General features: G+C 70.6%; 24 protein-coding genes. 17 read left to right on the forward strand and 7 right to left on the reverse strand.

Annotated elements, in window-relative coordinates; all coding sequences use genetic code 11:
• Window positions 1-37: 37 nt before the first annotated feature.
• On the forward strand, window positions 38-793 hold the full coding sequence (locus BMW88_RS10000) for an EI24 domain-containing protein (protein WP_089950371.1): 756 nt from the start codon (window positions 38-40) through the stop codon (window positions 791-793).
• Here the strand turns inward: BMW88_RS10000 and BMW88_RS10005 are convergent.
• Window positions 783-2,744: a beta-propeller domain-containing protein gene (locus BMW88_RS10005; protein WP_143116026.1), complete on the reverse strand. Its 1,962-nt coding sequence runs from the start codon at window positions 2,742-2,744 to the stop codon at window positions 783-785. The two genes, BMW88_RS10000 and BMW88_RS10005, sit on opposite strands and share 11 nt — an antisense overlap.
• Before the next feature lie 191 nt (window positions 2,745-2,935).
• Here BMW88_RS10005 and BMW88_RS10010 point away from each other — a divergent pair, with 191 nt between their 5' ends.
• From BMW88_RS10010 to BMW88_RS10040, 7 genes are all read left to right on the forward strand, one after another.
• On the forward strand, window positions 2,936-3,310 hold the full coding sequence (locus BMW88_RS10010) for an FKBP-type peptidyl-prolyl cis-trans isomerase (RefSeq protein ID WP_089950373.1): 375 nt from the start codon (window positions 2,936-2,938) through the stop codon (window positions 3,308-3,310).
• Between the two features lie 143 nt (window positions 3,311-3,453).
• The gene (locus BMW88_RS10015; RefSeq protein ID WP_089950374.1) at window positions 3,454-3,984 is read left to right on the forward strand and encodes a YbaB/EbfC family nucleoid-associated protein; all 531 of its coding nucleotides are present in this window, start codon (window positions 3,454-3,456) and stop codon (window positions 3,982-3,984) included.
• A 34-nt stretch (window positions 3,985-4,018) separates the two neighbouring features.
• Window positions 4,019-4,327, forward strand: coding sequence for a type VII secretion target (locus BMW88_RS10020; RefSeq protein ID WP_089950375.1), 309 nt, complete (start codon window positions 4,019-4,021; stop codon window positions 4,325-4,327).
• Window positions 4,327-8,457: a hypothetical protein gene (locus BMW88_RS10025; RefSeq protein WP_089950376.1), complete on the forward strand. Its 4,131-nt coding sequence runs from the start codon at window positions 4,327-4,329 to the stop codon at window positions 8,455-8,457. The genes BMW88_RS10020 and BMW88_RS10025 overlap by 1 nt, the downstream gene beginning before the upstream one ends.
• A gap of 17 nt (window positions 8,458-8,474) precedes the next feature.
• Window positions 8,475-9,335 carry an immunity 49 family protein gene (locus BMW88_RS10030; RefSeq protein ID WP_089950377.1) on the forward strand — a complete coding sequence of 287 codons (861 nt, stop codon included), beginning with the start codon at window positions 8,475-8,477 and terminating at the stop codon, window positions 9,333-9,335.
• Between the two features lie 291 nt (window positions 9,336-9,626).
• On the forward strand, window positions 9,627-10,490 hold the full coding sequence (locus BMW88_RS10035) for a hypothetical protein (protein ID WP_089950378.1): 864 nt from the start codon (window positions 9,627-9,629) through the stop codon (window positions 10,488-10,490).
• A gap of 72 nt (window positions 10,491-10,562) precedes the next feature.
• Window positions 10,563-11,108 carry an HdeD family acid-resistance protein gene (locus BMW88_RS10040; protein WP_089950379.1) on the forward strand — a complete coding sequence of 182 codons (546 nt, stop codon included), beginning with the start codon at window positions 10,563-10,565 and terminating at the stop codon, window positions 11,106-11,108.
• Here BMW88_RS10040 and BMW88_RS10045 read toward each other — a convergent pair.
• Window positions 11,050-12,225, reverse strand: coding sequence for a glycosyltransferase 87 family protein (locus tag BMW88_RS10045; protein WP_089950380.1), 1,176 nt, complete (start codon window positions 12,223-12,225; stop codon window positions 11,050-11,052). The genes BMW88_RS10040 and BMW88_RS10045 overlap by 59 nt on opposite strands.
• A gap of 156 nt (window positions 12,226-12,381) precedes the next feature.
• On the opposite strand from BMW88_RS10045, the gene BMW88_RS10050 reads away from it, so the two are divergent.
• From BMW88_RS10050 to BMW88_RS10060, 3 genes are read left to right on the forward strand one after another with little or no spacing between them, the layout of a single operon-like run.
• Window positions 12,382-12,966: a DNA-binding protein gene (locus BMW88_RS10050; RefSeq protein WP_089950381.1), complete on the forward strand. Its 585-nt coding sequence runs from the start codon at window positions 12,382-12,384 to the stop codon at window positions 12,964-12,966.
• Between the two features lie 28 nt (window positions 12,967-12,994).
• Complete coding sequence (locus tag BMW88_RS10055; RefSeq protein WP_089950382.1) at window positions 12,995-13,651, forward strand: RES family NAD+ phosphorylase; 657 nt, start codon at window positions 12,995-12,997, stop codon at window positions 13,649-13,651.
• Complete coding sequence (locus tag BMW88_RS10060; protein WP_089950383.1) at window positions 13,648-14,700, forward strand: DUF6236 family protein; 1,053 nt, start codon at window positions 13,648-13,650, stop codon at window positions 14,698-14,700. The genes BMW88_RS10055 and BMW88_RS10060 overlap by 4 nt, the downstream gene beginning before the upstream one ends.
• On the opposite strand, the gene BMW88_RS10065 is transcribed toward BMW88_RS10060, so the two are convergent.
• On the reverse strand, window positions 14,685-16,544 hold the full coding sequence (locus BMW88_RS10065; RefSeq protein WP_089950384.1) for a S9 family peptidase: 1,860 nt from the start codon (window positions 16,542-16,544) through the stop codon (window positions 14,685-14,687). The genes BMW88_RS10060 and BMW88_RS10065 overlap by 16 nt on opposite strands.
• 89 nt (window positions 16,545-16,633) lie before the next feature.
• On the opposite strand from BMW88_RS10065, the gene BMW88_RS10070 reads away from it, so the two are divergent.
• Both BMW88_RS10070 and BMW88_RS10075 read left to right on the forward strand, forming a co-directional pair.
• A complete protein-coding gene (locus BMW88_RS10070) occupies window positions 16,634-17,836 on the forward strand; it encodes a metal-dependent hydrolase family protein (protein ID WP_089950385.1) in 1,203 nt (400 codons plus the stop codon).
• A gap of 167 nt (window positions 17,837-18,003) precedes the next feature.
• Complete coding sequence (locus tag BMW88_RS10075; protein WP_089950386.1) at window positions 18,004-19,092, forward strand: transporter substrate-binding domain-containing protein; 1,089 nt, start codon at window positions 18,004-18,006, stop codon at window positions 19,090-19,092.
• A gap of 102 nt (window positions 19,093-19,194) precedes the next feature.
• Here the strand turns inward: BMW88_RS10075 and BMW88_RS10080 are convergent, their stop codons facing one another.
• A complete protein-coding gene (locus BMW88_RS10080) occupies window positions 19,195-20,205 on the reverse strand; it encodes a TerC family protein (protein WP_089950387.1) in 1,011 nt (336 codons plus the stop codon).
• Window positions 20,206-20,562: 357 nt separating this feature from the next.
• Here BMW88_RS10080 and BMW88_RS10085 point away from each other — a divergent pair, with 357 nt between their 5' ends.
• From BMW88_RS10085 to BMW88_RS10090, 3 genes are all read left to right on the forward strand, one after another.
• Window positions 20,563-23,400, forward strand: a complete 2,838-nt coding sequence (locus tag BMW88_RS10085; RefSeq protein ID WP_089950388.1) for an alpha/beta fold hydrolase — start codon at window positions 20,563-20,565, stop codon at window positions 23,398-23,400.
• Window positions 23,393-23,572 carry a hypothetical protein gene (locus tag BMW88_RS40880; protein WP_143116027.1) on the forward strand — a complete coding sequence of 60 codons (180 nt, stop codon included), beginning with the start codon at window positions 23,393-23,395 and terminating at the stop codon, window positions 23,570-23,572. Before BMW88_RS10085 ends, BMW88_RS40880 begins: the two co-directional genes overlap by 8 nt.
• A 292-nt stretch (window positions 23,573-23,864) precedes the next feature.
• On the forward strand, window positions 23,865-24,791 hold the full coding sequence (locus BMW88_RS10090; protein ID WP_089950389.1) for an ABC transporter permease: 927 nt from the start codon (window positions 23,865-23,867) through the stop codon (window positions 24,789-24,791).
• 3 nt (window positions 24,792-24,794) lie between these two features.
• Here BMW88_RS10090 and BMW88_RS10095 read toward each other — a convergent pair whose 3' ends face one another.
• Entirely contained in the window at window positions 24,795-25,187 is a 393-nt protein-coding gene (locus BMW88_RS10095) for a VOC family protein (RefSeq protein WP_089950390.1), read from the reverse strand.
• Between the two features lie 57 nt (window positions 25,188-25,244).
• Here BMW88_RS10095 and BMW88_RS10100 point away from each other — a divergent pair, with 57 nt between their 5' ends.
• Window positions 25,245-25,625: a VOC family protein gene (locus BMW88_RS10100; RefSeq protein WP_089950391.1), complete on the forward strand. Its 381-nt coding sequence runs from the start codon at window positions 25,245-25,247 to the stop codon at window positions 25,623-25,625.
• Here BMW88_RS10100 and BMW88_RS10105 read toward each other — a convergent pair.
• A complete protein-coding gene (locus BMW88_RS10105; RefSeq protein ID WP_089950392.1) occupies window positions 25,622-25,969 on the reverse strand; it encodes an MmcQ/YjbR family DNA-binding protein in 348 nt (115 codons plus the stop codon). The two genes, BMW88_RS10100 and BMW88_RS10105, sit on opposite strands and share 4 nt — an antisense overlap.
• A 7-nt stretch (window positions 25,970-25,976) precedes the next feature.
• Window positions 25,977-26,408, reverse strand: a complete 432-nt coding sequence (locus tag BMW88_RS10110) for a MarR family winged helix-turn-helix transcriptional regulator (RefSeq protein WP_342714994.1) — start codon at window positions 26,406-26,408, stop codon at window positions 25,977-25,979.
• Window positions 26,409-26,591: the final 183 nt, after the last annotated feature.

Below are 26,591 nucleotides of genomic sequence, written 5' to 3' on the forward strand. Positions count from 1 at the left end.
CGCCTCACCAGGGCTCCGCAGCGACTATCCTGCGCGCGTGATCAAGGACTTCGGTGCCGGTGCCGCTCTGCTGCTGCGCGGGTTCAGGCTCGTGTTCAGCTCGCCCAAGCGCGTGCTCGTGGGGGCGCTGCCCGCGGTGATCACCGCCGCGCTGATGATCACCGGCTGGGTGCTGCTGTTCCTGCACATCGACTCGATCGCCGGGTGGCTCACCGGTTTCGCGGACTCGTGGAGCGAGACCGCGCGCAACGTCGTCGAGGTCGCCGTCGGGATCTCGGTGATCGCGGTGGTGCTCGGCCTGAGCGTGCTGCTGTTCACCGCGATCACGATCACGATCGGCGGGCCGTTCTACGAGTACATCGCCGAGGAGGTCGAGGACGAGCTCGGCGGCGTGCCGGAGGCGGAGCAGGTCGGCTGGTGGCGCGGGTTCCTGGTGGGGCTGCGCGGCACGGTCCTGCTGGTGGGCACGTCGATCCTGTTCGCGATCCCGTTGTTCCTCTGCGGCTTCATCCCGGTGGTCGGCCAGACGGTCGTGCCGGTGCTGGCGGTGTGCGTCAACGGCTACCTGCTCGGCATCGAGCTCACCGGCATCCCGTTCACCCGGCGCGGCCGGTCGTTCAAGCAGCGCAGGCAGATCCTCGCGACGCGCCGGGCGATGGTGCTCGGGTTCGCCGTGCCCGCGTACCTGCTCTGCCTGGTCCCGCTGGCCGCGCTGGTCGTGATCCCGGCGGCGATGGCAGGCGGCACGGTGCTGTCGCACCGCCTGCTCACCGGGGACCGCGCTACCGCGTGAACGGCAACCAGGCCTGCTGCGCCAGCCCGGCGCGGGCGTTGACCTGCACACCCGCCGCGGAGACCGACCACAGCTGGTCGCCGATCACGATGGTGCGCCGCTGATCGCCTCCGTGGTTCCGGCTCTGCGGTTCGGCGCTCTGCGGTTCGACGATCCGGCCCACGTCGAGCAACCGGTCGCCCTCCACGCGCAGCACCAGGGACGAGGCCTCGTAGGCCGTCCGGTTCCTCCACACGGGGACGACCAGCGTGCCGTCCTGCGGCCAGTAGAGGAACGCGTGCGGGTCGAACTGGGCCTCGGAGCTCGAGTTCGGCAGGTGGTGCTGCGCGAGCCGTTGCGGTGACGCGGGGTTGCCGACGTCGAACAACGACACCTGCGTCCCGGTGGTGCGGCCCCGCTCCGTGGCCTCCTGGCCCACCCCGATCAGCTTGCCGTCACCCGCCGGGTGCAGGTACGCGGAGAAGCCGGTGATCTTCAGCTCGCCCAGGACCCGGGGCCGCCCCGGATCGCTCAGGTCCAGCGTGTAGAGCGGGTCGGTCTGGCGGAACGTGACGACGTAGCCCATCTTGCCGATGAAGCGGACGCTGTAGATCCGCTCTCCCTTGCCGAGCCCGCCGACCTGGCCGACCTCTGTGAGCACGTTCCCATCGCGGCGCAACGTCGTGACGAAGCTCTCCGACCGCACCTGTTCCCGCGCTTCCGCGGGCGTCCGCCGGCAGCACCCCCTGCCGGTGCCGGTCGTCGTGGCGACGCGGAGGATCCCGTCGTGCTCGGACAACGAGTACTGGTTGAGCAGCGTGCCACCGACGTCGCCGGACGCGACGTGCTTCGGCGGTCCCGGCTGGCTGATGTCGAACTGGTGGATCGCCGTGGTGACCGGGCGCCGCACCGGTGGCCTGGTGGGGTGCTGGGGCAGCAGGCGGTGGTCGTCGGCGATGTAGAGGGTGCGGTCCGTGCCGTAGACGGTGTCGCCGTCGGCCACGACCGAGACCGGCTGACCGGTGCCGAGCCGGCCGGAGAGGTCGAACGTGAGCACGGTCAGCATCGAGGTCGCGCTCGGCGCGGACGGGCGGCTGACGTTCGCGCAGTCGAGGAGCGTCCCGCTCGACCGGGCGCCGTTCTCGGCCAGCTCGTAGCGCGGCAGCCACGACGTGATCGGCTCGCTCTGCAGGATCTCCCTGTTGCGGCGCAGGGCTCCCGCTTCGTTCGTCGTCCGGTCCGGGTGCACCCACTCGATGCGCGGCTGCGAGCGGACGACGACGCGGGCGGTGCCACCGATCTGACGCGCGTCGAGGTAGGAGCCGTCGATCTTCAGGCTGCCGATCTCCTTGAGCGCCCCGAGGTCGACGAGGACCAGCTCGGTGCCGGGCACGGGCGCGAACGACGGACGGCCGGAGGGCCGCGTCGGCTTCACGACCGGCACAGCGCTGTCGACGACCACCAGCGCGCGGTCACCGGCGACCAGCAACTGGCTCGCGCGGCGCTCACCGAGGTCGACGGTGCCGGTGATCGCCCGGCTCGCCACGTCGATCACGCGCAGCTCGCCACCGGCGATGGTGACGACGCGTTTTCCATCCGTCTTCACGATGTCGGGCTCGTCGACGCCCTGCTCGTGGACGTTCGTCGTCGAGTGCTCCCGTTGCTGCGCGGGCGGAGTCGCCGCCCCCATGTCGGACGCGCTCTTCTGCGCGACACCGGCACTCGTGTCGGCCGCCATGCCTTCGGCGAAGAGGAAGTTGCCGCCTCCGACACCGTAGGCGGTGACGTGCGGAGCCAGGGCGCGGCGCAGTTCCGCCACCGCGTTGTCGCACGAGTCGAAGGCGACGAGGCGCACCGGTCCGTGGCCGGCGACCGGCGGTGGCGCGAGGGTGTCGTCCCTCACCGCGGAGCTGACGCTCACTCCGGCGACCGCCAGCACGACGGAACCGGCCAACAGCTTTCTGCCGTTCATGCCACCAGGACGTAGGCGAGGCCGGGAAAGGTTGCTCCTCCCTGCCATTCGTTCCTGGACCCGCGCAGGTGCGGACGCGGCGTCGAGGGCGTCCGGGACCGGCCGGGGCGGTCCGCGTAGGCCATTCGGCCGTTCCCGCACGCGCGTGATTGGATCGAACGCGAACAATCCCGTTCCGGAAGGAAGTTCTGATGGCCCCCACGAAGCCTGAGGTCGACCCGCACGACGGCCCGGCGCCCGCCGACCTGCTGATCGAGGACATCACCGTCGGCGACGGTCCGGAGGCCACGGCCGGTCAGTTCGTGTCCGTGCACTACGTCGGTGTCTCGCACTCGACCGGTGAGCAGTTCGACGCCTCCTGGGACCGCGGCGAGGCGTTCCAGTTCCCCCTCGGTGGCGGTCGCGTCATCGCGGGCTGGGACCAGGGCGTCCAGGGCATGAAGGTCGGCGGCCGCCGCAAGCTGGTCATCCCGCCGCACCTCGGCTACGGCGCGCGCGGCGCCGGTGGCGTGATCAAGCCCAACGAGACGTTGATCTTCGTCGTCGACCTGCTCGGCGTGAACTAGAACGTCGGCACCAGCGGCGTTCCACTGACCCGTTCAGTGGAACGCCGCTGGTCTGCGCGGCCGATTTGACCCGAGGGTGGAACGAGATCGGATCCGGCTGCGTCATCCTTTGAGTCCGCCGCAGTTGGGGAAGGGAAGCACCGGTGCCCGAGGACATCGCCGGATCCGAGCAGATGCTCGCGAACTGGAACCAGAACATCCAGGAGCGCGCCGCCCGCTACCAGGAGATGGCGACGCGCGTGCAGGGGATGACGATCTCCGAGCGGTCGTCGGACGGTTCCATCGAGATCCTGGTCGGGTCCAACGGCATCCTGCAGAACCTCGTCATCGCCGAGTCGGCCGCCGGCAAGCGCATGTCCGAGATCAGCGGCGAGATCATGAAGCTGCTGCAACGCGCGCAGTCCCGGATCCCCGAGCTGCTGCAGGAGGCGATGGCCGAGACCATCGGCACGCAGGACGAGACCGCCAACGTGCTGTTCGCCGAAGCGAAGAAGAACTTCCCGGCCCCTCCCGCGGAGGAACCGACCCGCACGCCGTACGACCGCAACGAGATCAACTTCCGGGTCGAGGACGACGCGCCCCCACCCGCCAGGCCGACGCCGCCTCCGCCGCCTCGCCGCCGTCCGCGACCGGACGACGACGACGACTTCGGCGGGGAGTCCGTGCTCACCTGATCTTCCTGTCCGCTGCCCGAACTGAGGGGGTTCGATGACTTCCGGTGGTTTCCACGTCACCTCGGACGTGCTGGAAGCGCACGCCAAGGCCTTGGAGGGCCTGCAAGGGCGGTTGCAGGGGGCAGTGGACGCGGCGAACACCGTGTCGATGCCGACCGACGCGTACGGGATCATCTGCCAGCCGTTCCGCATGTTGCTCGACCCCGTTGAGCAGTGGGGCATGGATGCGTTGAAGGGCGTGTCGGAAGCGATGAGCGCCACCGCCAAGAAGGTCACCGAGACCGCGAAGCACTACCAAGAGGTCGAGGACCAGATCGCCAACACCCTGAAGGGCGGCTTCTGATGTCCTCACCGAACCCGCTGGTGGCGCAGGCCCCGGCCGAGCCGTCGGGCTTCTTCAACGCCGGCACCGGTGACAACGGCTGGGCGACCGGCTTCTCCATCGCCGACTCCGCGGTGGACGCCTACAAGGGCATCTCCGAGGGCAGCTGGATCGAGGGCGGCCTCGGCGTCGTCGGCCTGGCCGCCGACGCGGCGTCGATGGCGATCGACCCGTTCGGCACGCTGCTGTCCTCCGCGGCCTCGTTCCTGATGGAGCACATGCAGCCGCTGAAGGAAGCGCTGGACTGGCTCGCGGGCGACCCGCCCGTGATCGAGTCGTACTCGACGACGTGGGGCAACGTCTCGCAGGAGCTGGGCAAGGTCGCGGCCGACTACAAGGCGGCCGTCGACCAGACCACGTCGTGGACCGGCGCGGCCGGTGACGCCTACCGCGCCGCGGCCGGCGAGCAGCTCGACGCGTTGTCCGGCGCGGCGTCCGCCGCGGGCTCGGTCGGCACCGTCGTCGGCGTGATGGGCATGGTCGTCGGGTTCGTGCGCGAGATGGTGCGCGACCTCATCGCCGACCTGGTCGCGAAGCTGATCACGTGGGTGCTGGAGGCCGTCTTCACGCTCGGTTTCGGCACGCCGGTGATCGTGGCGCAGGCAGTGACGGCGATCTCGAAGTGGGCGGCCCGCATCGGCGAGCTGATCCAGAAGCTCATCAAGACGATCAAGAAGGTCTCGCCGCTGCTGGGCCGGCTGGTGGAGATCTTCACGAAGATCATGAAGGTCGTCGGCAAGCTGGTCGGCAAGGTGACCGGGCTCGACGTGATCTCGACGAAGTCCATCAAGCCCGGCGGGTTGATCCACCGCACCGACGTGCCGGACCTGACGCCTTCCGGTGGCCGCGGGGGCTCGCCGTCCTCGCCCGACGGCTCGCCCTCGTCGTCCACTCCGGACAGTTCGCCGTCGTCGCCGTCCTCGTCACCCTCGTCTTCGCCGTCCTCGTCGTCACCATCGTCACCGTCCTCTCCGGACAGTTCGCCTTCGTCGTCCTCACCGTCTTCGCCGTCGTCGTCTTCGCCGTCGTCGTCTTCGCCCGACGCGCCTTCGCCGTCGCGGACCCCGGACAGCTCGTCGCCGTCGTCCGCGGCTCCCTCGTCGGCGCGCACGCCGGACAGCTCCAGTCCCGACTCCCCGTCGCCGTCGCGGAACACGGACACCGCGTCGCCCCCGTCGGCGTCGCGGACTCCCGACAGCTCCGCGTCCCCTGGCCCGGGCTCGCCGCAGACCGGCGGCCCGTCCTCGACCCCGGACGCCCCGGCGCCCGCCCGCAACACGGGTCAGACCGTCCAGTCGTCGGTGGCTCCTCCGGAGGCCCCGTCCCGCCTGGACGCGCCGCAAGCCCCCGCCCGCACCCCGGACGGCTCCCCGTCCGCCACGCCGGCCCAGGCGGGCCCGGTGGGCGGTGGCGCGCCGAACGCGGGCGGCAACGCCCCGTCGTCGCCCGCGGCGGGCCGTCCGGCGACCGGAGGCCAGGGCTGGACCGGCACTCCGGGCAGCCGCGGCGACCTGGGCACGGGTGCCCCGGCCCCGCGCACCCCCGACACGTCCACCTCCGCGGCGCGGGCCGACGCCCCGGCCCGCCCGTCGGCGCCCTCCGCGCCGTCGATGCCCTCCGCGCCGTCCATGCCGTCGTCGCCGTCCATGCCGTCGTCGCCGTCGATGCCCTCGTCGCCTTCGGGTGGCATGCCTTCGGGTGGCATGCCTTCGGGTGGCGCTCCGTCCGGCGGAATGCCGCACGCGCCTTCGGCCGGCACCCCGCACAGCCCGTCGACCGGCGGCGCCCCGAACGCGGGCCGTCCCGACGCGACTCCCCCGAGCCGCGCCACGGCCCCTTCGGCAGCCGCCCCGCACGCCCCGTCAGCTCCGCACGCCCCGTCGGCACCGAACATGCCGCCGACGCACATCCCGTCCGCGGGAACGCCCCACGCTCCCTCGGCCCCGCACTCCCCCTCCGCGCCGAACGCTCCCCGCGCCGACGCCCCGATGCGCCCGCAGTCGTCCGCACCGAACGCGCCGCACACCGGCCCGTTCGGCGGACCCAACACGCCGCACGGCCCCAACACGCCCCACGGTGGCCCGAACGGCCCGATGCGTCCCGACGGGCCGCACGGCGGGACCACGCCGTCATCTCGTACCGACGTGCCGTCACGGCCTCACGCACCGCACAACGGTCCCTTCGTGCCTTCCCGCGCGGACGCGCCGAACGCACCTCACAGCCCGAACGCACCTCACGGTGGCCCCAACACGCCGCACGCGCCGAACGCTCCACACACCCCGAACTCGCCGTTCCGCCCGGACAACCCGCATGGCGGCCCGTCACGTCCGGACGCCCCGAACCGTCCGGACGCGCCGCACCGGCCCGACAGCCCGTCCCGCCCGGACGGCAGCGGACCCGGCAACCGCCCGGACGGAACACGCCCAGACGGCTCGCGTCCCGACGGCTCGCGTCCCGACGGCTCGCGCCCGCACACCCCGGACGGCGCTCGCCACCGCGGCCCCGACAGGGCCGAGGCGCCCCACCGCGCCGACACCGACGCGCCCCACCACACCCCGGACGGCGGCAAGCCGCACGACGGCACCCCGGACAAGCCGCACGACGGCGACCCCGGCAGCCCCGACCACCGCGACCACGACGCCCCGCCGGCGGACCGGCCGAGCCCGGAGGAGGCGCACGCCAGGCACGCGGAGTCCACTCCGGCCGGTGTGTCGCACCACGGCGGCGACAAGGACATGGGCGACCTGCCGCACCGGGTCCCCGAAGACCCGCGCTACTTCACCGCCGACGTCCACGTCACCCCGGACGGCCGGGCCCGCATCGGCGGCCACGACTACACCCCGGCCGAGTACGCGGACATGCTCCGCCGCGCCGGCTACGACGGCAGCAAGCCGATCCGCCTGATCGGCTGCGACGCGGGCAGCAACGACTTCGCCCAGCAGCTGTCCAAGCACCTCGACGCGCCGGTCCTCGCGCCCACCAAGCCCGCGTGGACCGACAGCCACGGCCGCGTCTTCACCAGCGATCCCGAGGTCCTCCCCGACGGCACCCGCCAGCCGAAGATCCCGCCGAACGGCGAGTGGGAGACCCACCACCCGGACGGCTCCAGGTCCAAGACCGGCGACGACGGCTTCGCGCCCGGCACGCACGACAAGGACAAGGACGTCGACCCGTCCGATGCCCGCGACCGCATGGCACAGCGGCACATCCCGGACGAGCCCGTCCACATCGAGACCCGCGATCCCAAGGCCTTGATGGAGGAGAAGCTCAACGACAAGGCCTACCGCGACAAGTACTACGACGGTCCGAACACGAACGGCGAGTACAGCCGCAAGAACGCCAACCAGGTCGACGCCAACGGCGACGACGTGCCGAAGATGGTGGAGAACCCGAAGGGCTCCGGCAACTTCGAGCCGTCCTCCGACGCCTACGTCCCGGCGAAGTTCCGCGACGACATGCCCGAGGTGAAGCACGAGGCCACCCCGGAGCAGAAGGCCGCCGCGAAGGACATCATCGAGCGGCGCGAGGCCTCGCTGGAACGCACGAAGACCGCCGAGGACGCCTACCAGAAGGAGATCGCGGGCGGCCGCGACGCCGCGGACGCGACGGTCGAAGAACGCCGCGCGGCGCACGCCGAACGCACCGACGTCGGCGAGGAGCTCGGCGAGCACGCGGCGGCGGACGCGGTGCGCGACACGTTCCCGCCGGAGAAGTTCGACGTCAAGCCCCTGCACGACCCGGACCTCAAGGGCTCCGGCCGCTTCGACCAGGTCTACGAGGTCCACAACAGGGAGACCGGCGAGACGCGCGTCGTCGTCGTCGAGGCGAAGGGCCCGAACGCCGACCTGGGCACCCGCAAGTTCGACGGCCAGAACTACCAGCAGGGCCACCCGAAGTACACCGAGAGCGTCATCCAGAACATGGCGAAGTACGGGACGGACGCCGAGAAGGAGCTGGCCAAGGACCTCTTGAAGGCGCACCGGCGCGGCGATCTGGACTACATGGTCGTCCAGGCGAAGGTCAACGGCAGCGGCCCGGCGGCCGAGTACGGTGGCTACACCCAGAAGCACTTCGACCAGAACGTCGAATAGCAGAGAGGACCGGTCTCGTGGTGACCGTCGCCAGGCACGAAATCGACGTCGCGAACGCGGAGTCGATGCTCAAGTTCTACGTCGAGCCCTTCGAGGACAAGATCGTGGGGATCGACCGGCGCCCGCACACGGTCCTGTCCTACATGCTCACCAACTCGCGCAACGAGGCCGCGTGCCACACGGTCCTGGACCCGGCCGCGGCCCGTGCCGAGACGTGGAACGCGGTGGCACTGGCGATGCAGGCCGGTGGGGCCATCTACGCGCTCACCGGCCGCACCGGGGGCGAGGTCGGTTTCCGGCTCGGCGACCAGGACTTCAGCCAGGCCGCCACCGGTCCGAAGACCACCGCCAACCCCGGTGACTGGCTCACCGCCATGTCGCTCGCGATGATCTGCCGGGAACGGCCGCGCATCGACGTCATCGCGGGCGTGCCGGCCGAGGCGCTGCGGGACTCCGGTGGTCAGGCCGACGAGTTCCAGTTCGACTGGGTGAAGACCCTGCAGCTCTACTGGCGCTCCGAGGACGGTCTGATCGACTCGCTGCTGCGCGCCATGCAGGGCGCGGACCCCGCGGCGGACACGATCGCGGGCCCGGAGATGGTCTCGCACGTGTTCTACCCGCCCATGGAGCTCTTCTACCTGCTGACGCAGCGGGAAGACGCGCGGTTCACCGAGTCGCTCACCAAGGCCCTGGAGCTCCACAAGGCCTACTGGACCGCGGACGCCGAGCGCGCCGCCGACCCGGAGGGCTTCGTCGCGTGGCGGGTCCTCGCCGTCGCGTGCCTCGCCAAGGACGCCGGCGTGGACATCACCGTCGAGTCCGGCTACCTGCCCCGGAACCTCCTCGACGGGACCTGGGTCGGCGAGAAGCAGCTCTGACGCGCATTCCACCTGCCGGGACACGCGTGCCCGGCCGGAGCACCACCCGGCGACATCGCGAGACGAGCGACCTTCTCCGGGACCGCGCTCGCGCACACCCCAGCGAGACGCGGCTTCTGTTGTGCCACAACGATCACGTACCCGGCCGGCAACGCGGTGCGACCGGGACCGCGGGACCGGGCGAGTACGGGGAGTAGCGCGAACGACGCTGGGTGTCCGACCGGCCCACGCCCGTCGGAGGCGCCCGATAAGATCAGCGAGGTTTGCACGGGACAGAGGGGCGAGGACCACATGAGCCAGCCGGTGACACCGCTGAGCGAGCAGGAACAGCAGCAGCTCGTGCGGCAGATCGGCCGTGCCATGCTGCCGGTCGTACCACAGGGCTGGCAGCGCATCCGGGCCGAGTACCGCGCGGCGGGCAGGCACATCGAGGTCGACCTGGCGTTCGCCGGACCCGATGGCCAGCTCCGCCCGGTGCGTCCGCCGATGGACGTGGTGCAGATGTTCGGCCAGCTGCGCGCGGGCATGTACCACCCGGACCGCGGCACGTGGCTGCACGCGCTGTACGAGATCGAGGCGCCGGCGGCGTTCACGGTCGACTTCAACGCCGAGGACGAGCCGCGCTGGCGCAACGCGCCGCCGCCCATCGGCTTCCGCGACGAGCTGCAGACGTTCCCGCGGCCCGACCAGCTGATCCCGGACTGGTGGCGCCAGCGCGTCGGCCTGCCGCCGCTGCCCGCGCCGGAGCCGGAGCCGCAGCAGGCGCACCAGCAGACCGGTGAGCTGCGCACCGCGCGCGTGTACGACGGCAAGAACGACGACGGCCGCATCATCGTCAACCGCCCGCCGATCGACCCGCAGCTCGTCGAGAGCCTGCTCGCCTACCTCGAGTCGGCGCCGGTGGTGCTCGCCGCGCGCAGCTACGACCTCGACGAGTTCTCGCAGGGCGGCGAGCAGGACGTGCCGCTCAACTTCCGCACCGACGGCACCTGGATCTGGGCCGGCGCCGTGCCGCACTACCTGCGCAAGTACGGCCTCCCGCCGGAGCCCGAGCTGGTGGCGCACGTGGTCGCGCGCGGTTTCCAGGTCGGCGAGGTCCCCGAGCAGACGCAGGACCGCGCGGTGCAGATCATCACGGGCCAGGGTCAGGGCTAGGGTTCCCGCCCGGGTCACACCGAACGGGGGTCTCCGGTTGCCGGTCCCGCCGGCAGCCGAGACGATCCGGCCATGCAACGGTGGTGGCTCTTCACGGCGCGCGGGGTGTTCGCCGTCCTGTTCGGTCTGGCCGCTCTCACCTGGCCGGACCTCACGCTGCTCGCGCTGGTCGTCCTGTGGGGTGTCTACGCGTTCACCGACGGCGCGATGACGCTCTACGCGACCCTCACCCACGAGGAGTGGCCGGCACGCTGGGTTCTCGGCCTCGCCGGGGTGCTCGGTGTCGTCACGGGACTGGTCGCGTTGTTCTGGCCGGGCGTCACCGCGACGGCGCTGCTCCTGCTCATCGCGGCGTGGGCGCTGGTCACGGGCGTGCTGCAGATCGCCGACGCCGTCCGCCTGCGCAGGGTGATGACGACCGAGTGGTTCTACGTCGTCACCGGCGCGCTGACGGTGCTGCTCGGCGTCCTCCTCGTCATGAACCCGGCCGCGGGCGCGATGGCGTTCGTGATCACCATCGGCGCGTTCGCGGTCCTCTGGGGTGTGGTGCTGGTGCTGTTCAGCCTGCGGCTGAGGCAGTTCGGCGGCGTTCTCGCACGGCCAGCACAGCCAGTGTGACCAGCACGGCGACCCCGGTGATGACGTAGAGGTTGCCGACCACCTGCTGCCACCAGTTCCAGTCCCGCTCGACGTCGTTGTCGCGCGGGAAGAGCCAGTGGGGTCCGGCCGCGAACACCGCCACGACCACCCACGACGCCCAGAGGCGGCGCAACGCGGGCCGTGCCAGCAGCACGAGGGCGGGCGCGATCCAGATCCAGTGGTGTCCCCACGACACCGGGGAGATCAGCAACCCGCCCAGCGCCACGACGAGGAACGCTTCGACGTCGCCGAGGCCCCTGCGCGCCGCCAGCCACCAGACGAGCCCCACGACCAGCAGCGACAGCCCGAGCCACACGGCGACCTGCGCGCCGTTCTCCAGGCCGAAGCGCGCCAGCGTGCCGCGCAGGGCCTGGTTCGACGCGTAGGTGAGACGCCCGACGCGGCTCGGGTCGAGCAGGGCGTGCGTCCAGTACTCCTTCGCGTCGGCGAACGAGATGACGAATCCCAGCAGCACGAAGAAGAAGAACGAGCCGATGGACACGAAGACGGGCTTCCACTGGCGTCGTGCCACGAAGTACAACGCGAAGAACGCCGGCGTCAGCTTGATCGCGGCCGCCAGGCCGATCAGCGCGCCCCGCGGCCACCAGCGCGTGCGTTCGAGCAGGCAGTCGGCCATCACCAGCACGCCCAGGAGCAGGTTGATCTGGCCGAACCACAGCGTCTCGCGCAGCGGGTCGAAGATCGACGACACCGCCGCGGCGCCCAGCCCCCACCTCACGGCCTCGGGACCCCGGCCGAGCACGCGGTGCGCCGCGATCAGGCACAGCCCGGTGAGCATCGCGAGGTTCGCCACCGCCACCGCGAAGATGGCGACACCCAGCGGGACGATCGCCAGCAGGCTGAACAGCACCGCGGCGATCGGCGGGTAGGTGAAGGGCAGGTCGGGGCCGCCGAGGGACTTCGCGAAACCCTCTGCGTAGAGGGGGATGTCCTGGAGCAGCGCCGCACCGCCGTTGCGGTAGACGCGCAGGTCGAGCGACCACCCCGGCGGGCGGAGCAGGACGTGGACGAGCGTGGCGACCATGACGGCGGCCCACGCCACCACGACCAGCTTGGTGGTGCGGTCCGGCTGCATCCGGGAATCGTATCCATCCGCCACATGAGGCCGACGTCACCGCTATGAACCACAAAAACTCACGTAGCGTCGCCGAGTGACCGCGCAACGTCAAAGATTTGCGCTTAAGCCATTCGTACGGCGCACAGATGCGCACGCTCAGGTTATTCTGTGCGCATGAGCCCCGCGCTGGAGACGGTGCTGGCCAAGGCCGGCCTGCAGGTGAGTCCCGACGAGTTCCTGGACCTCGTGACCGACGCCGCGCGCAGGCTCGCCCCACCGCACCCGGAGCCGGCCACCTACTTCACACCCGACCAGCAGACCGCGCTCGCCGACGTGGGCCTCGACCTGTCCCCGGCGAGCCCCGGCGACGCGAAGCCCCGCACCCGCACGGTCGTGGCGCACGCGGTGCTGCGCGACTCGGCGCTGACCGTCGCCGACGCCGCGCGTCAGCTCCAGGTCGACACGAGCCGCATCCGGCACCGCCTCGGCGTCGGCAGGCTCGTCGGCTGGAAGGACAGGGGGAGCTGGCGGCTGCCCGCGTGGCAGTTCGCGGGCAGCGGCGTGCTGCCGGGGCTGGAAACCGTGCTGGCGGAGATCCCGCCGGACCAACCGGCGCTGGTCGTCGCCGCGTTCATGACCAAGCTCCAGGAGGACCTGCTGGTCGACGGCATGCCCGCGACACCGCGCGACTGGCTCCTCGCAGGAGGAGATCCCCGCCGCGTCGCCGACCTGGTCTCCGTGCTCGGCACCCCCGCCTGAGCGCTCCCGAACACCCGACAGGACCCGAATGTCACGGCTTCCGCAGCCGCCTGCCCCTGCCGTGCTGCAAGCACAGCTGCGCCGCACCGAGGACGTCGTGGCGGTGCACCGGGCAACCCGCCTGGTACGCGTCTTCACGGCCAAGGGCTCCCACCCGCAGCGCTGGAACACCTTCCGCTACACGGGCCCGCTCCCCCACGCCCGCTTCGACGCGCAGCAACCGGCCGACGACGGCAGCCCGGTCCAGGACCACCAGAACGGCGTCCTCTACTTCGGCCTGTCCGTGCGCACGTCGATCGCCGAGGTCTTCCAGGCCACCTCGATCGTGGACCGCCGCACCCGCTCGCCGTTCCTGGTCGTCCTGCGGCCCCGGCGGACGTTGAGGCTGCTCGACCTGGGTGGGCTGTGGCCCACGCGCGTCGGTGCGTCGCAGGAGATCTCGACCGGCCCGAAGATCGTGACGCAGGCCTGGTCACGGGCCATCCGCGCGGCTCATCCGGAGCTGGACGGGCTGTGGTACCGGTCGTCGATGGACTCCGGCGACCCGGCGATCTGCCTGTGGGACCCGCCCGGCGCCTCCGGGTTGCCGGCCGCTCCGGACGTGCTGCTGCCACTGGACCATCCGGGTCTCGATCTGCCGTTGGCGCGCGTGTGCGAGGAGCTGAACTACACACTGCTCGGGTGAGCACGCACAACGAGATCAACGGGCCCGTGCACGGCACGGCGTTGCAGGTCGGAAGCCTGCACCAGCACGTCGAGCACCCGCGCGGACGAACGCCCGCGATCGCGTTCTACTACCCGTACATCCACGTTCGCGACGACACGTGGCTGAAGTACGCGGCGATGTACTGGCCGAAGATCACTCGCCTGGTACCGCGGGGGTACGAGACGGCGGACTCGCCGACCGCGCGCGAGTTCGTCCGAGCCGGGGTGCTCGCCCGGCTGCCGCGCGTGAGCGCCCTCGGCGGCCACTACAACGACTTCTTCCCGGCGGTCCTGTCCCGTGCGGCGGAGTTCCGCGCCCGCTACGGAGTCGCCCGGCGCGGAGCGTGGGTCTTCCGGGCCGCCCGGAGATCCAGGAGCATCTCAGCCGGGCCCGGCACCGACCCGAAGCTCACCTACCTGCACTACGACAAGCTCGACCCGGAGGTCATCGACCAGCTCATCGCCAAGGGGCTCGGCAAGAGCCACGGCAACAGCTGGCTCGGCATGCACCCCGACCTCGCTGCCGTCTACATGTGCCTGCTGGCCGACCACCTCGCCCGGCACGAGTCGCTGCACCCCCTGACCGACGAGGCGCTCCCGCACGACGCACTGCTGGAGCAGGACGCCAACCGCATCGCCGAGGTGCTGCTCGGCGTGCCGCCGCGTCCACGGCACCAGGACGCGACCCAGTCGTTCGTCACCGCCGCCGTGCACACCGTGGTACCCGACGGCCTCGCCGGCGTACCCGCCGAGAAGATCCTCGAACTGCGCGAATCGTTCCCCAAGGACTTCCGCCGCTTCCGCGAGCACGTCGGCGACCGCTTCACCGAGCTGAGGGCCGACTCGACGACCCGGCTGCACCTCGACGTCGCGCTGGACGACCTGGTGCGCGCCGAGCTCGCCGACCTGGAGGACAGGCTCCGCTCGGTCAAGCTCGTCCCGCGCCGCGTCCGCGTGTGGCTGAAGGCGGACCCGGTGCGGGAGTCACCTGTCGGCTGGCTGTTCAGGGCCGGTCAGGCCTTGAGGTAGCGGCCCCACCACTCCAGCACCGCGTCGAAGCGCTGCCTGCGGTGCCGCGGCTGCCCCGACCGGGTCAGCTCGTGCCCCTCACCCGGGAAGATCAGCATCTCCGCCTCGACGCCACGCCGCTTCAACGCCACGAACATGCGCTGGGCCTGCTCGAGCGGGCAGCGCCAGTCCTGCTCGGAGTGCACGACGGCGAACGGCAGGTTGATCTTCTCGGCGTAGGTCAGCGGCGACATCCGCTGCTGGGCCTCGGGATCGGTGCCGCAGTAGGCGTCGGTGAAGAAGTAGCCGATGTCCGACGAGCCGGAGAAGGAGTCCCACGCGTTGACTGCGCGTTCGCTCCAGGCCGCCTTGAAGCGCTCGCCGTGGTGCGCGGACAGCCACGACGTCATGAAGCCGCCGTACGAGCCGCCCATCACGCCGACGCGCTCGGCGTCGCAGTCCGGACGCGCGAGGGCGACGTCCAGCAGGGACAGCACGTCGTCCACGTCCACGGTGCCGAACCGGCCGACCACCGCCTGCCCGTGGGACTGGCCGTAGCCCGCGGAGCCGCGCGGGTTCGGCAGCACGACGGCGTACCCGGCCGAGGCGTAGACCTGGGCCTCGTCGTAGAAACCCCAGCTGTGGTACATGAACGGGCCGCCGTGCACCGCCAGGACCACGGGGTGCGGGCCGTCGCCGTCGGGCAGCACCAGCCAGCCGTGCACCGGGTAGCCGTCGGAGGCCGAGCCGGAGAGCTCCACGACCCGGCGGGCCGGCACCGACTGCAACGCCGTGCGCACACCGGTTCCGACGAACTCGACCTGGCCGGGGCTGTCCGGAGTGGACACGACGGCGACCACTGTGGACCCGTCGGTCGCGAACGAGCGCACCGCGGCACCGGCGCCCGCGAGCACCTCGCCGGGTCCGCCGTCGAACGGGATCCGGCGGAGCTCCAGCGCCCCGCGGTTGCGCACGACGAGCAGCACCCCGGCGGAGTCCGCCACGGGCTGCCCGGAAAGCCGTTCCACGTCAACGGTTTCCTCGTCGGTGAGCCGCACGGGGCCGGCACCGTCGAGCGACGACCGCCACAGGCCGTGGTTGCGCGCCACGGCGTCGATCCCGGTGAACTCGGTGCCCAGCCAGTACAGCGAGGAGCCGGCGACGAACGGCATGGAGACCTCGCCGGCGCCGCGCACCAGCAGCGACACCTCACCACCCGCGGCGGGCACGGTGCAGAGGTCGGAGTGCAGCGTCTCGACCGCGCCGAGATCGCGCGGTGTCACGAACACCAGCGTCTCGTCGTCGATCCACGCCGGGTCGGAGACGTCGAAGGAGCCGTCGGTCACCTCGGACACCACGCCGTCGAGGGTCACGACGTGCAGGCGCGGGCGGCGGTCGGCGAGGAACCCGACGTCGTCGACGCGGTAGTCCAGCCGCGTGATGCGGCGCGGCGCCTCGGCCTCGGGGCCGTCGTCGGTCGTGCCGTAGCGGCCGTGCTCCGGCACGCGGGCGACGAACGCGATCCGGGACGAGTCCGGCGACCACACGGGCGCGCCGGCGCCGAGCGGCAGGTCGGTCAGCTTGCGCGGCTCGCCGCCGTCCACCGGCATGACGTGGAGCTGCGGCTTGGCTTTTCCGCTGACGCGGAGGAAAGCGACCCACCGACCGTCGGGGGAAATGCGCTGCGCATTGTCGCGGTCACCGTGGGTCCACGGTGTCGTCGTGCCGTCGGGGAACACCCGGTGCAGGCCGCCCCGGTAGGTGTTCCGGTCGAGGTCGGGTGTGGTGATGCTGACCAGCACCAGGTCTCCGGACACGGCGACGGTGCCGGGCGTGGTGAGCAGCTGCAGGTCTTCTGGGCGCACGGCGTGGACGCTAACAGAACTTGTTAGCAAAGCTCAGAGTTGTTTGTTGACCGATCACAAAAATTGACTCGCGGCATAGATTTCCGCGTATGACGCGCATCGTGTTCTCTGGTGGCCGGGTCTTCACCGGCCGGACGACGGAGCCCGGCGACGTGGTGGTCGAGGGCGACCGCATCGTCGACGTGGGCATCGGGCTCGACGGCGACACCGTCGTCGACGCGACCGGCCACACGGTCCTGCCCGGGCTGTTCGACTGCCACGTGCACTTCATGCTCAGCGGCTCCGACCTGGTGCGGTCGCTGAACACGCCGTTCTCGCTGAGGTTCTACGAGGCGATCGGCAACATGAGGGCGACGCTGCGGTGCGGCATCACCACGGTCCGCGACGCGCTCGGCGCCGACCTGGGGGTCGCGGAGGCCGTCCGGCGCGGCCTGGTGCCGGGCCCGCGGATGCAGATCGCGATCAACATGGTGTCGCAGACCGGCGGCCACAACGACGACTGGATGCAGTGCGGCGCGCACATCTCGCCGCCGCTGCACCCCGGGCTGCCCGACACCGTCGCCGACGGTCCCGAGGAGCTGCGCAAGGTCGTCCGCACGCTGGTCCGGCACGGCGCCGACATCATCAAGATCGCGTCGAGCGGCGGCGTGCTGTCCCCGCGCAGCAACCCCCGGCACGCGCACTTCCGCGACGAGGAGATCGCGATGATCGTGCAGGAGGCGCGTGCCGCGGGCATCGCGGTCATGTCCCACGCGATGAGCGGCGACGGCATCCTCACGGCCGTGCGCAACGGCGTCCGCTCGATCGAGCACGGCGTGTTCCTCACCGACTCCGGCGTCGAGGCGATGCTGGAGAACGGCACCTGGCTCGTGCCGACGCTGATGGCGCCGCGCATGGTGCTCGACCAGGCAGCGGCCGGCGTGGCGATCTCGGACGTCATCCTGGAGAAGGCGAAGTCCGTTGTCGCCCAGCACTTCCAGTCGTTCCAGAAGGCGTACCGGGCCGGGGTGAAGATCGCGATGGGCACCGACTCCGGGGTCGGCGCGCACGGCGACAACCTGACCGAGCTCACGCTGATGGCCGAGTACGGCATGTCGCCCGCCGAGGCGATCCACGCGACCACCAGGTCCGCCGCCGAGCTGATGGGGCTCGAGGACGAACTCGGCGAGCTCGCCCCTGGCAAGCTCGCCGATCTCGTTCTCGTGGAGGGTGACGCCGAGCAGCACGTGAAGGCCGGAACGCTGAAGCAGGCCATCCGCGCCGTCTACCAGAACGGCGTCTCCGTGCTCTGAGACGAACTGATTCCACTCGAGCGAACTCGGTTGATCCGTTCGAGGGAACATCGGCGGAAGAGGAGTTCAGCACCCGAAGTTCCAATACACAGTGGTCAGTTCCCGGCGATCCATCTCTTGAGCGCGTTCGATCGCCCGCCAGCTCCCACTGACCTGGAACAGGATCCATGAAGACAACCGACAGCGAATCCTCCTCAGGTCGGGGCAGCTCGGTGCTCCGGGAGCTGCTGTGGCTCGCCCCGACCATCGCCGTCACCGCGTTCGTGGTCGTGCTGGTCATGACGTCAGGTGATGCCGAGACCCTGGCCGCCGTGATCGGCATCGTCCTCGCCGTTCTCGGCATCGCGATTTCGTTCATCCTCTTCCGCCTGCAGTCGTCCACGCACGTCCGATCCTCGGCAGGTCGTCCCGCGGGGATCCGGTCGCACGTCCTTTCGTACACGACGTCAGCGGTGCTGGTCGCCCTGAGCACGATGTGGCCGTTCTCCGGCGATGACCCGGACCTCTACTTCGACCGCGACCAGTTGCGAGTCGCCATCAACGGCGAGCTCCCCGGCTGGAGCCTCGAGACGGGAGGGGAGAAGGAGGGGTTCGACATCGCTCTGGCCAAGCACATCCAGAAGGCCTACGGGATCAAGGAGATCAAGTGGGTCAAGGTGAGCCAGGCCCAGCGGGAGCACATGTGGGACGGGACCCAGAACACCGAAGAGGTCGATCTGGTGATTTCGGCGTTCTCCATCACCCCGGAACGACTCGCCATGTTCGACATGGCCGGCCCCTACTACCTCGACAAGTCCATGGCGCTCGCGAACGGTGACAAGCCGCAGGTCAAACGAGGAGAAATCCTGCGCGGGTGCGCGGTCGAGGGAACAACCGGCAAGCACAGGCTCGCCGATGTGCAGGCGCGCATCGGCAAAGACCTCGGCGCGATCATGTTCGTCGACGTCCCGGAGAAGCTGTCGACCTGTTACAAGGAGTTCTTCGACGACAGCGACACGAAGTACATCGCTTCGGACTGGAGCATCATCCGCGTCTTCAACCAGAACGCCACGATCGTCGAGGCCGACGCCGACCGCGTTCCGCTCGTGACCGTGTCGATGCCCGATGCGCAGGACTCCGCCCGGCAGGCTTACGGCGTCGCACTCCGGCAGAACCACCCGAACGTGTGCCGCGACCTCTCCGACAAGATCGCCGACTTCCTGAAGCACAGGTGGGACGACGAGTTCATGTCGACGCTCGGAACCAGGGGCTGCTGAAGGACTGGCACCGACCGGCCGCGGTCGATCCGAACTACTGCAACGTTCGCTGACGCGGAAGTGGCCCGCGTCCTAGGACACGGGCCACTTCGGGAGACCGGGCTAGTGGTGGGCGTCGGCGTCGGCACCGATGTGCTTGGCGGCTTCCGGGTGGCGCTTCACCTTGAGGAGGCTGGCGATCGTCGTGATCGCCAGCACGCCGATGATCACCGACAGCGAGACCTCGATGCCGATGGTCGGTACGTGGAACGGCTCGCCGCCGTTGAGGAACGGCAGGCTGTTGGTGTGCAGCGCTTCGAGGATCAGCTTCACGCCGATGAAGCCGAGGATCACCGACAGGCCGATCGACAGGTAGACGAGCTTCGCGAGCAGGCCGCCGAGCAGGAAGTACAGCTGGCGCAGGCCCATCAGCGCGAACGCGTTGGCCGTGAACACCAGGAACGGCTCCTTGGTGAGGCCGAAGATCGCGGGGATCGAGTCGAGCGCGAACAGCAGGTCGGTGGAGCCGATCGCGACCATCACGATGAACATCGGGGTCACGAAGCGCTTGCCGTCGATCTTGATGAACGACTTGGAGCCGTGGAAGTCGTTGGTCACCGGGAAAACCTTGCGCACCATGCGCAGCATCAGGTTCTCCTTGTACTCCTCCTCGTCGTCGTGGCTCTCCCGCGCCAGCTGCCAGCCGGTGTAGATGAGGAACGCGCCGAAGATGAAGAAGACCCAGCTGAACTTCGCGATGAGCGCCGCGCCGAGCGCGATGAAGATGCCGCGCATGACGAGCGCGAGCAGGATGCCGATCAGCAGCACCTTGTGCTGGTGGATCGCGGGCACCTTGAACGTCGTCATGATGATCAAGAAGATGAACAGGTTGTCGACGCTCAACGAGTACTCGGTGATGTACCCCGCGAAGAACTCCGTCGCGTACTGACCACCGGAGAAGTACCAGACACCGACGCCGAAGACGGCGGCCATGGCCACGTAGAAGGTCACCCAGCGGGCGGCTTCACCGATCGTCACCTCATGGGGCTTTCGATCGACGATCACGAGGTCCACGGCGAGCAGGACGAGCAGACCTGCGATCGTAGCGATCCACATCCATGCGGGGACGTTCACAACCCAACCTCCGGGACTTTTAGCGCACGCCAAATACACCCGGAGGTCTCCTCCGCCGCCGAGAGAAGCTCTCGAACGACCGACGGCACCGGAAGCTCCACGCCGAGCTCCGTACTGACGACACCGCCGCTTAGGGAGTACTCCCCTCCATCCTGCGTGAATATTGTGCTCCACGAGGGTCGGTCGGCGCCACACAGGGTGATCAGACCCACGCGACCAGGTGCAACGGGAATAAGAGGGGGCCGGCGGGGCATCGAGCCGCCGTTACCTGAAGCTCGGCTGAAGATCCACTCATGCTGAGACCACGGGCGGATCCCTCCCGGTCGTTCTCAGCGGAACTCGCCTATCGTCTGCGTTGTGTCCCGCCTCTCCCGCATTCGCGGCAGGTGGTCAATCCCCGCAGCGGTCGTCGTGCTCGCCCTCATCGCAGGTGGCGTGTACTTCACCCGTTCAGGCGACGACCCCGCGCCCGTGACGTTCAGAGAAGCGATCATCGACGCACCCGAGGGGCCCGACAGCCCGCAGACGGTGAACATCGAGACGCGCCTCTACCTCCCCCAGCAGACGCCCGCGCCCGCGATCATGCTCGCGCACGGTTTCGGCGGCAGCCTCCGCAGCGTGCACACCCAGGCGGAGGAGTTCGCCCGGCGCGGCTTCGTCGTCCTGACGTGGTCCGCTCGCGGTTTCGGCCGCAGCACCGGCCAGATCGCGCTGAACTCGCTCGACCGCGAGGTCCGCGACGCGCAGAAGCTGCTCGACTTCCTCGGCACACGTGACGAGGTGCAGAAGGACAGCGGCGGCGACCCGCGCGTCGGCGTGACAGGCGCGTCGTACGGCGGTGCGCTCTCGCTGCTGCTCGCGGGCGTCGACAAGCGCGTCGACACCCTTGTCCCCGTCATCACCTACAACGACCTCGCGCAGTCGCTGCTGCCGAACTCGGCCCTCGCGACACCGCGCTCGGACGCCACGCCGGCCGCGACCGCGTTCGGCGAGGACGGCATCTTCAAGCGGTCGTGGGCGGGCATCTTCTTCTCCGCGGGCATGACGTCGATCGACCTCTCCTCGCCCACCGGCGAGGCGCCCGAGATGGGCCAGACGGAGTCGAACCAGCCCGCCGTGCAGCAGCCGCCGGCCGGTGGCTCGGGCGCGCAGGGCCAGCAGCCGCCGACGCCGTCGCTGGGCGCGTGCGGCCGCTTCCGCCCGGAGGTGTGCACCGCCTACACCGAGGTCGCCACCACGGGCCGCGCCTCGCAGCAGACGCTCGACCTGCTGCGCAAGTCGTCCCCCGTCGCGGTGACCGACCGGATCAGCCAGCCGACGATGCTGGTGCAGGGCGAGCAGGACACCCTGTTCGGCCTCGACCAGTCCGACGCGACCGCGCGCCAGATCGCCGCGGCCGGCGGCAAGGTGAAGATGGTCTGGTACGCGGGCGGCCACGACGGCGGCAACCCCGGCACGTCCCTGCGCGGCGAGATCGCCGACTGGATGGCGTTCCACCTGCAGGGCAGGGGGACCGACCCCGGCACCGGCTTCGAGTACGCGGTGCAGGGCGCGTTCCGCTCGTCCGGCACGCCGTCGCTGCGCACCGTGGTCGCGCCGGCCTACCCCGGTCTGTCCCCCGGCTCGTCCGCCGAGCGCCGGACGCTCAAGCTGAACGGCCGCGAGCAGGTGGCGGTGAACCCCGCCGGCGGCAACCCGGCGGCGATCAGCAACCTGCCGGGCCTCGGTTCCGCTCTCTCCCGGTCGTCGGCGATCTCGTCGCGGCTGTCGATCGACCTGCCGGGCCAGGCCGCGGTGTTCACCTCCGACGCCCTGGAGTCGCAGCTGCTGCTCACGGGGTCGTCGACGGTGCGGCTGCGCGTCGCCCGCGGCGACCAGACCTCCGGCGAGGCGATCCTGTTCGCGAAGCTCTACGACGTGGCCGCCGACGGCTCGCGGGTGCTGCCGGGCTCGGCCGTCGCGCCGTTCCGCGTGGCGCTGCCGCCGGACGGCTCGGCCGCCGAGGTGACCGTGACGCTGCCGCCGGCCGTGCGGCCCGTCGAGAGCGAGCACAAGCTGGCTCTGGTCGTGTCGACGACGGACCAGGCGTTCGCGAACGCCGAACAGCCCGCCGCGTACCGCATCTCGCTGGCCTCCGACGAGATCTCGGTGCCGGTGGTGTCCGGCCGCAACGTGACGACGGGCTTCCCGACCGGGGCCCTGTGGGGCATCGTGGTCGCGCTGCTGGTGCTGATCGGCGCCGGCGTCGTCGCGATGTTCCGCCGCCGCCTCGCGCACGACTCGGACCCCGACCTGGCCGGCGTGCCGCTGGTCATCTCGAACCTGACCAAGTCCTACCCCGGTGGCCTGACCGCGGTGAAGGACCTGTCGTTCCGCGTGGAGCACGGCCAGGTCCTCGGCCTGCTCGGCCCGAACGGCGCGGGCAAGACGACGACCCTGCGCATGGTCATGGGCCTGATTCACCCGTCCGAGGGCCACATCCGGGTCTTCGGCCACAAGGTGACGCCGGGTGCGCCCGTGCTGTCGCGCATCGGTTCGTTCGTCGAGGGCTCCGGCTTCCTGCCGCACCTCTCCGGCGCCGCGAACCTGCGGCTGTACTGGGCGGCGACCGGACGTCCGCTGGAGGAGGCGCACGTCGAGGAGGCCCTGGAGATCGCGGGCCTCGGCGACGCGGTGCACCGCAGGGTGCGCACGTACAGCCAGGGCATGCGCCAGCGGCTGGCGATCGCGCAGGCCATGCTCGGCCTCCCGGACCTGCTGATCCTGGACGAGCCGACCAACGGGCTCGACCCGCCCCAGATCCACCAGATGCGCGAGGTCCTGCGCCGCTACGCCGCGGCCGGCCGCACGGTGCTGGTGTCGTCGCACCTGCTGGCCGAGGTGGAGCAGACCTGTTCGCACGTGGTCGTGATGCACAAGGGCCAGCTCGTCGCCGCGGGCGAGGTGGCCGACATCGCGGCGGGCGGCGGCGAGGCGACCTTCCGCGTCGACGCCCCGGCGAAGGCGGCCGACGTGCTGCGGGGCCTCGAAGGCGTGCACGACGTGCACGAGGACGAGGACGCCGTGCACGCGTCGCTGAACGGCGTCCCGCGCGCCGCCGCGCTGTCCGCTCTCGTGGCGGCCGGTGTGGCGGTGGACCAGGCGGGTCCGCGCCGCAGGCTGGAAGACGCGTTCCTGGAGCTGGTCGGTGAATGACTTCCTGATGGCAGCGGCGTCCGCCACGGCGGCGGGCGCCCCGGGCTCCGGCGCGCTCGAGGTGCTGGCCGGGGCCGGTCTCGACCTGACCGACGAAACCATCGCCGACGGAATCACCACCGGCGGGACCACCACCGGCGAGACGATGCAGGACGAGGAGGGCGGCGAATGACCGCCGGGCAGACTCCGAACACGGAAGAGCCGACGAGCGTGGAGCACGCTCCCGCAGGCGTCCCCTCCGAACCGGCGCACACGTCGCCCGCTCGGCAAGGGGGACCCCTGGTTCCATTCTCCCAGCCGGCACCGACAGTTCCCCACGGCGAGCGTCGCGAACGGACCGTTCACGACGGCGGTTCGCGCACGGCGAAGTCCGCCTACCCGGTGAAGACCGTCCTCACCGCGAACCCGAACCGCACGAAGGCCCCGGCCCGCGCGAAGACCCCGACCCGGCAGGAGGTGGACCGGTGAACGAGCACGACGTCCACACCGACCCCGGCGCGATCACCGAGCTCACCGACGCCGCCGCCCACCAGCGCACCGAGGTGGCCCAGGACGGTTCGGCGGCCGGCTACAAGGCGCGCCGCACCCTCCGCGTCGGCGTGGAGCTGCAACGGCAGGTCCGCCGCCGCAGGACCCAGTTCGTGCTGGGCTTCCTGGTGCTGCTGCCGTTCATCCTCGCGCTGAGCTTCGAGATCGGCCAGTCCGACCCGAACCGCCGCACCGGCGGCTTCGTGGACCTCGCGACCGCCAGCGGCATCAACTTCGTGGTGCTGACGCTGTTCGTGAGCGGCAGCTTCCTGCTGCCGATGATCGTGGCGCTGTTCTTCGGCGACACGATCGCGTCCGAGGCGTCCTGGTCGAGCCTCAAGTACCTGCTGGCCGCGCCGATCCCGCGCCACCGCCTGCTCCGGCAGAAGGCGATGGCGTCGGGCATCCTGAGCGTCTTCGCCCTGGCCCTGCTCCCGGCGGTGGCCCTGGGCGTCGGCGTCGCGTGGTACGGCGCGGGCGAGGTCGTGAGCCCGACCGGTGAGGCGGCCCCGTTCGCCGACGGCGTGCTCGGCATGGCGCTCGCCGTCTGCTACATCGCGATCAACCTGTTCTGGGTGGCGGGCCTTGCGCTGTTCCTGTCCGTGATTACCGACGCGCCGCTCGGCGCGGTCGGCGGCACGGTGCTGGTGTCGATCGTGTCGCAGATCCTCGACCAGATCGAGCCGCTCGGGGACCTGCGCAACTACCTGCCGACGCACTACGCGATGGCGTGGGCCGACCTGCTCTCGACCGACGTGGACTGGTCGGAGATGACCCGCGGAACGTTCTCCGCGCTCGTCTACGGCGGCATCTTCACGTTGCTCGCGGCGAGGCGGTTCAAGACCAAGGACATCACCAGCTAGTCGTCACTGGACGCAGAACTCGTTGCCCTCGGGGTCGAGCATGGTCACCCAGTGGCCCTTGCCGTCGTCGAACTCCTCCACCTTGGTGGCACCGAGGGCAACGAGCCGTTCCACCGCGCCGAGACCCGCGTTCACGTCCAGGTGGACGCGGTTCTTGGCCGTCTTGCCCTCCGGCACGCGCTGGAAGAAGAACCGCGGCCCCTTCCCCTCGGGATCGACGATCGCCGAGTAGTCGTTCACCGACTCGAAGGGGATGTTGTTCTTCACCGCGAAGTCCTCCCACGACTCGAAGCCGGGAGGCGGCGGCTGCACCACGTACCCGAGTGCCTGCGCCCAGAACTCGGCCAGCTTGCCGGGGTCCGCGGCGTCCATCGTGACCTGGATTCCGATTGCCATGCGGCAACCGTAGAGACCAATGCGGACAACCACTGTCCGGAGTAGCGTGCCGTCCCCATGCCACGTCCGGTGCACTTCGAGATCCACGCCGCAGGTCCCGATCGCGCGCGGCGGTTCTGCTCCGCCGTCTTCGGCTGGAAGATCGGGCGGTGGGGCGACCTCCCCTACTGGACCATCACCACCGGCGAGGACGACCAGCCGGGTGTGAACGGCGGCCTGCTCCCGCGCCGAGGCCCGGCTCCGGCGCCCGACGCACCGGTCCACGGCTACGTCGTGACGATCAGCGCGGCCGACATCGACGCCACGATCGCGGCCATCGACGTCAACGGCGGCACGGTGGCTCTGCCCAAGGACGAGGTGCCCGGCGTGGGTCTCCTCGCCTACTACAGGGACACCGAGGCCAACATCTTCGGCGTCCTGCAGCCGGCCGAGCGCTAGGCCGGCCGCTTCCGCCTGGGCAGGCGGGCGACGACGGCCTCGTAGGACCCGTCGACCAGCTCCACCAGGTCGTCGTCGGGCACCGATCCCTTGAGGGAGATGGTGTTCCACCCATAACGCCCGATGTACCCGCTGATCGCGACGTCCTCGGGGAAGCGCTCCCGCCACACCGCGGCAGCCTCACCGTCCACCCCGCACTTGAGCCCGACGGTGTGCGCATCGAGCCCGATGAAGGCGAACGCCTTGCCGCCGACCTTGCACACCAGCTCGGCCTCACCCCAGGGGTACGTCTCCTCCGCACCGGGTTTCCCGGCGCAGTAGGCGATCAGCTCGTCCAGTGTCACGACAGCGTCATCGCGCACCGAACACGGCGACGAACCGGCCGAGCAGCTCGGCGAACACCGCCCGCTCCTCGTCACTCCACTCGGCCATGGCGGCGGCACAAGCCGCCTGCCGAGCCCGGTGCAGCTCCGCTGAGGTGGCCCGCCCGCGAGGTGTGCGGACGAGCAGCACCCGCCGCCCGTCCGCCTTGTCCGCCACCCGCGACACCAGCCCGGAGTCGACGGCACTGGCGACGAGCTTGCTGGCACGGGGCTGATCGACGTGCAGAGCCGAAGCCACGCTGGAAACCGTCGCCTGCACACCGGCCCGTTCGGCTGTCTCCACGACGTCGAGCACGTCGAAGGCAGGAACGGCCAGCTCAGCGAGCGCCCGGCGTGACTGGCTGCGCCGCATGGCGATCAGCGCCTGCTCCACCGCAGCGAGGTGGGAGTCCACGTCCACCGTGAGATCATGGCGGCCCCGCGTCACGGATGAAGCTGTCAGCCGACATCTCACCCCAGAGGGCGATTTACGCGGATGAGGATTGCCTTTTCCGCACCACGGCGACACGCATCTCGGCGGTGGCGGAATCGAGCCGCCACCGCGAACGCAACAGCACCACGCACTCAACCGGCAATCCCGCCA

The organism is Lentzea xinjiangensis, assembly GCF_900110955.1.
GTDB lineage: Bacteria > Actinomycetota > Actinomycetes > Mycobacteriales > Pseudonocardiaceae > Lentzea > Lentzea xinjiangensis.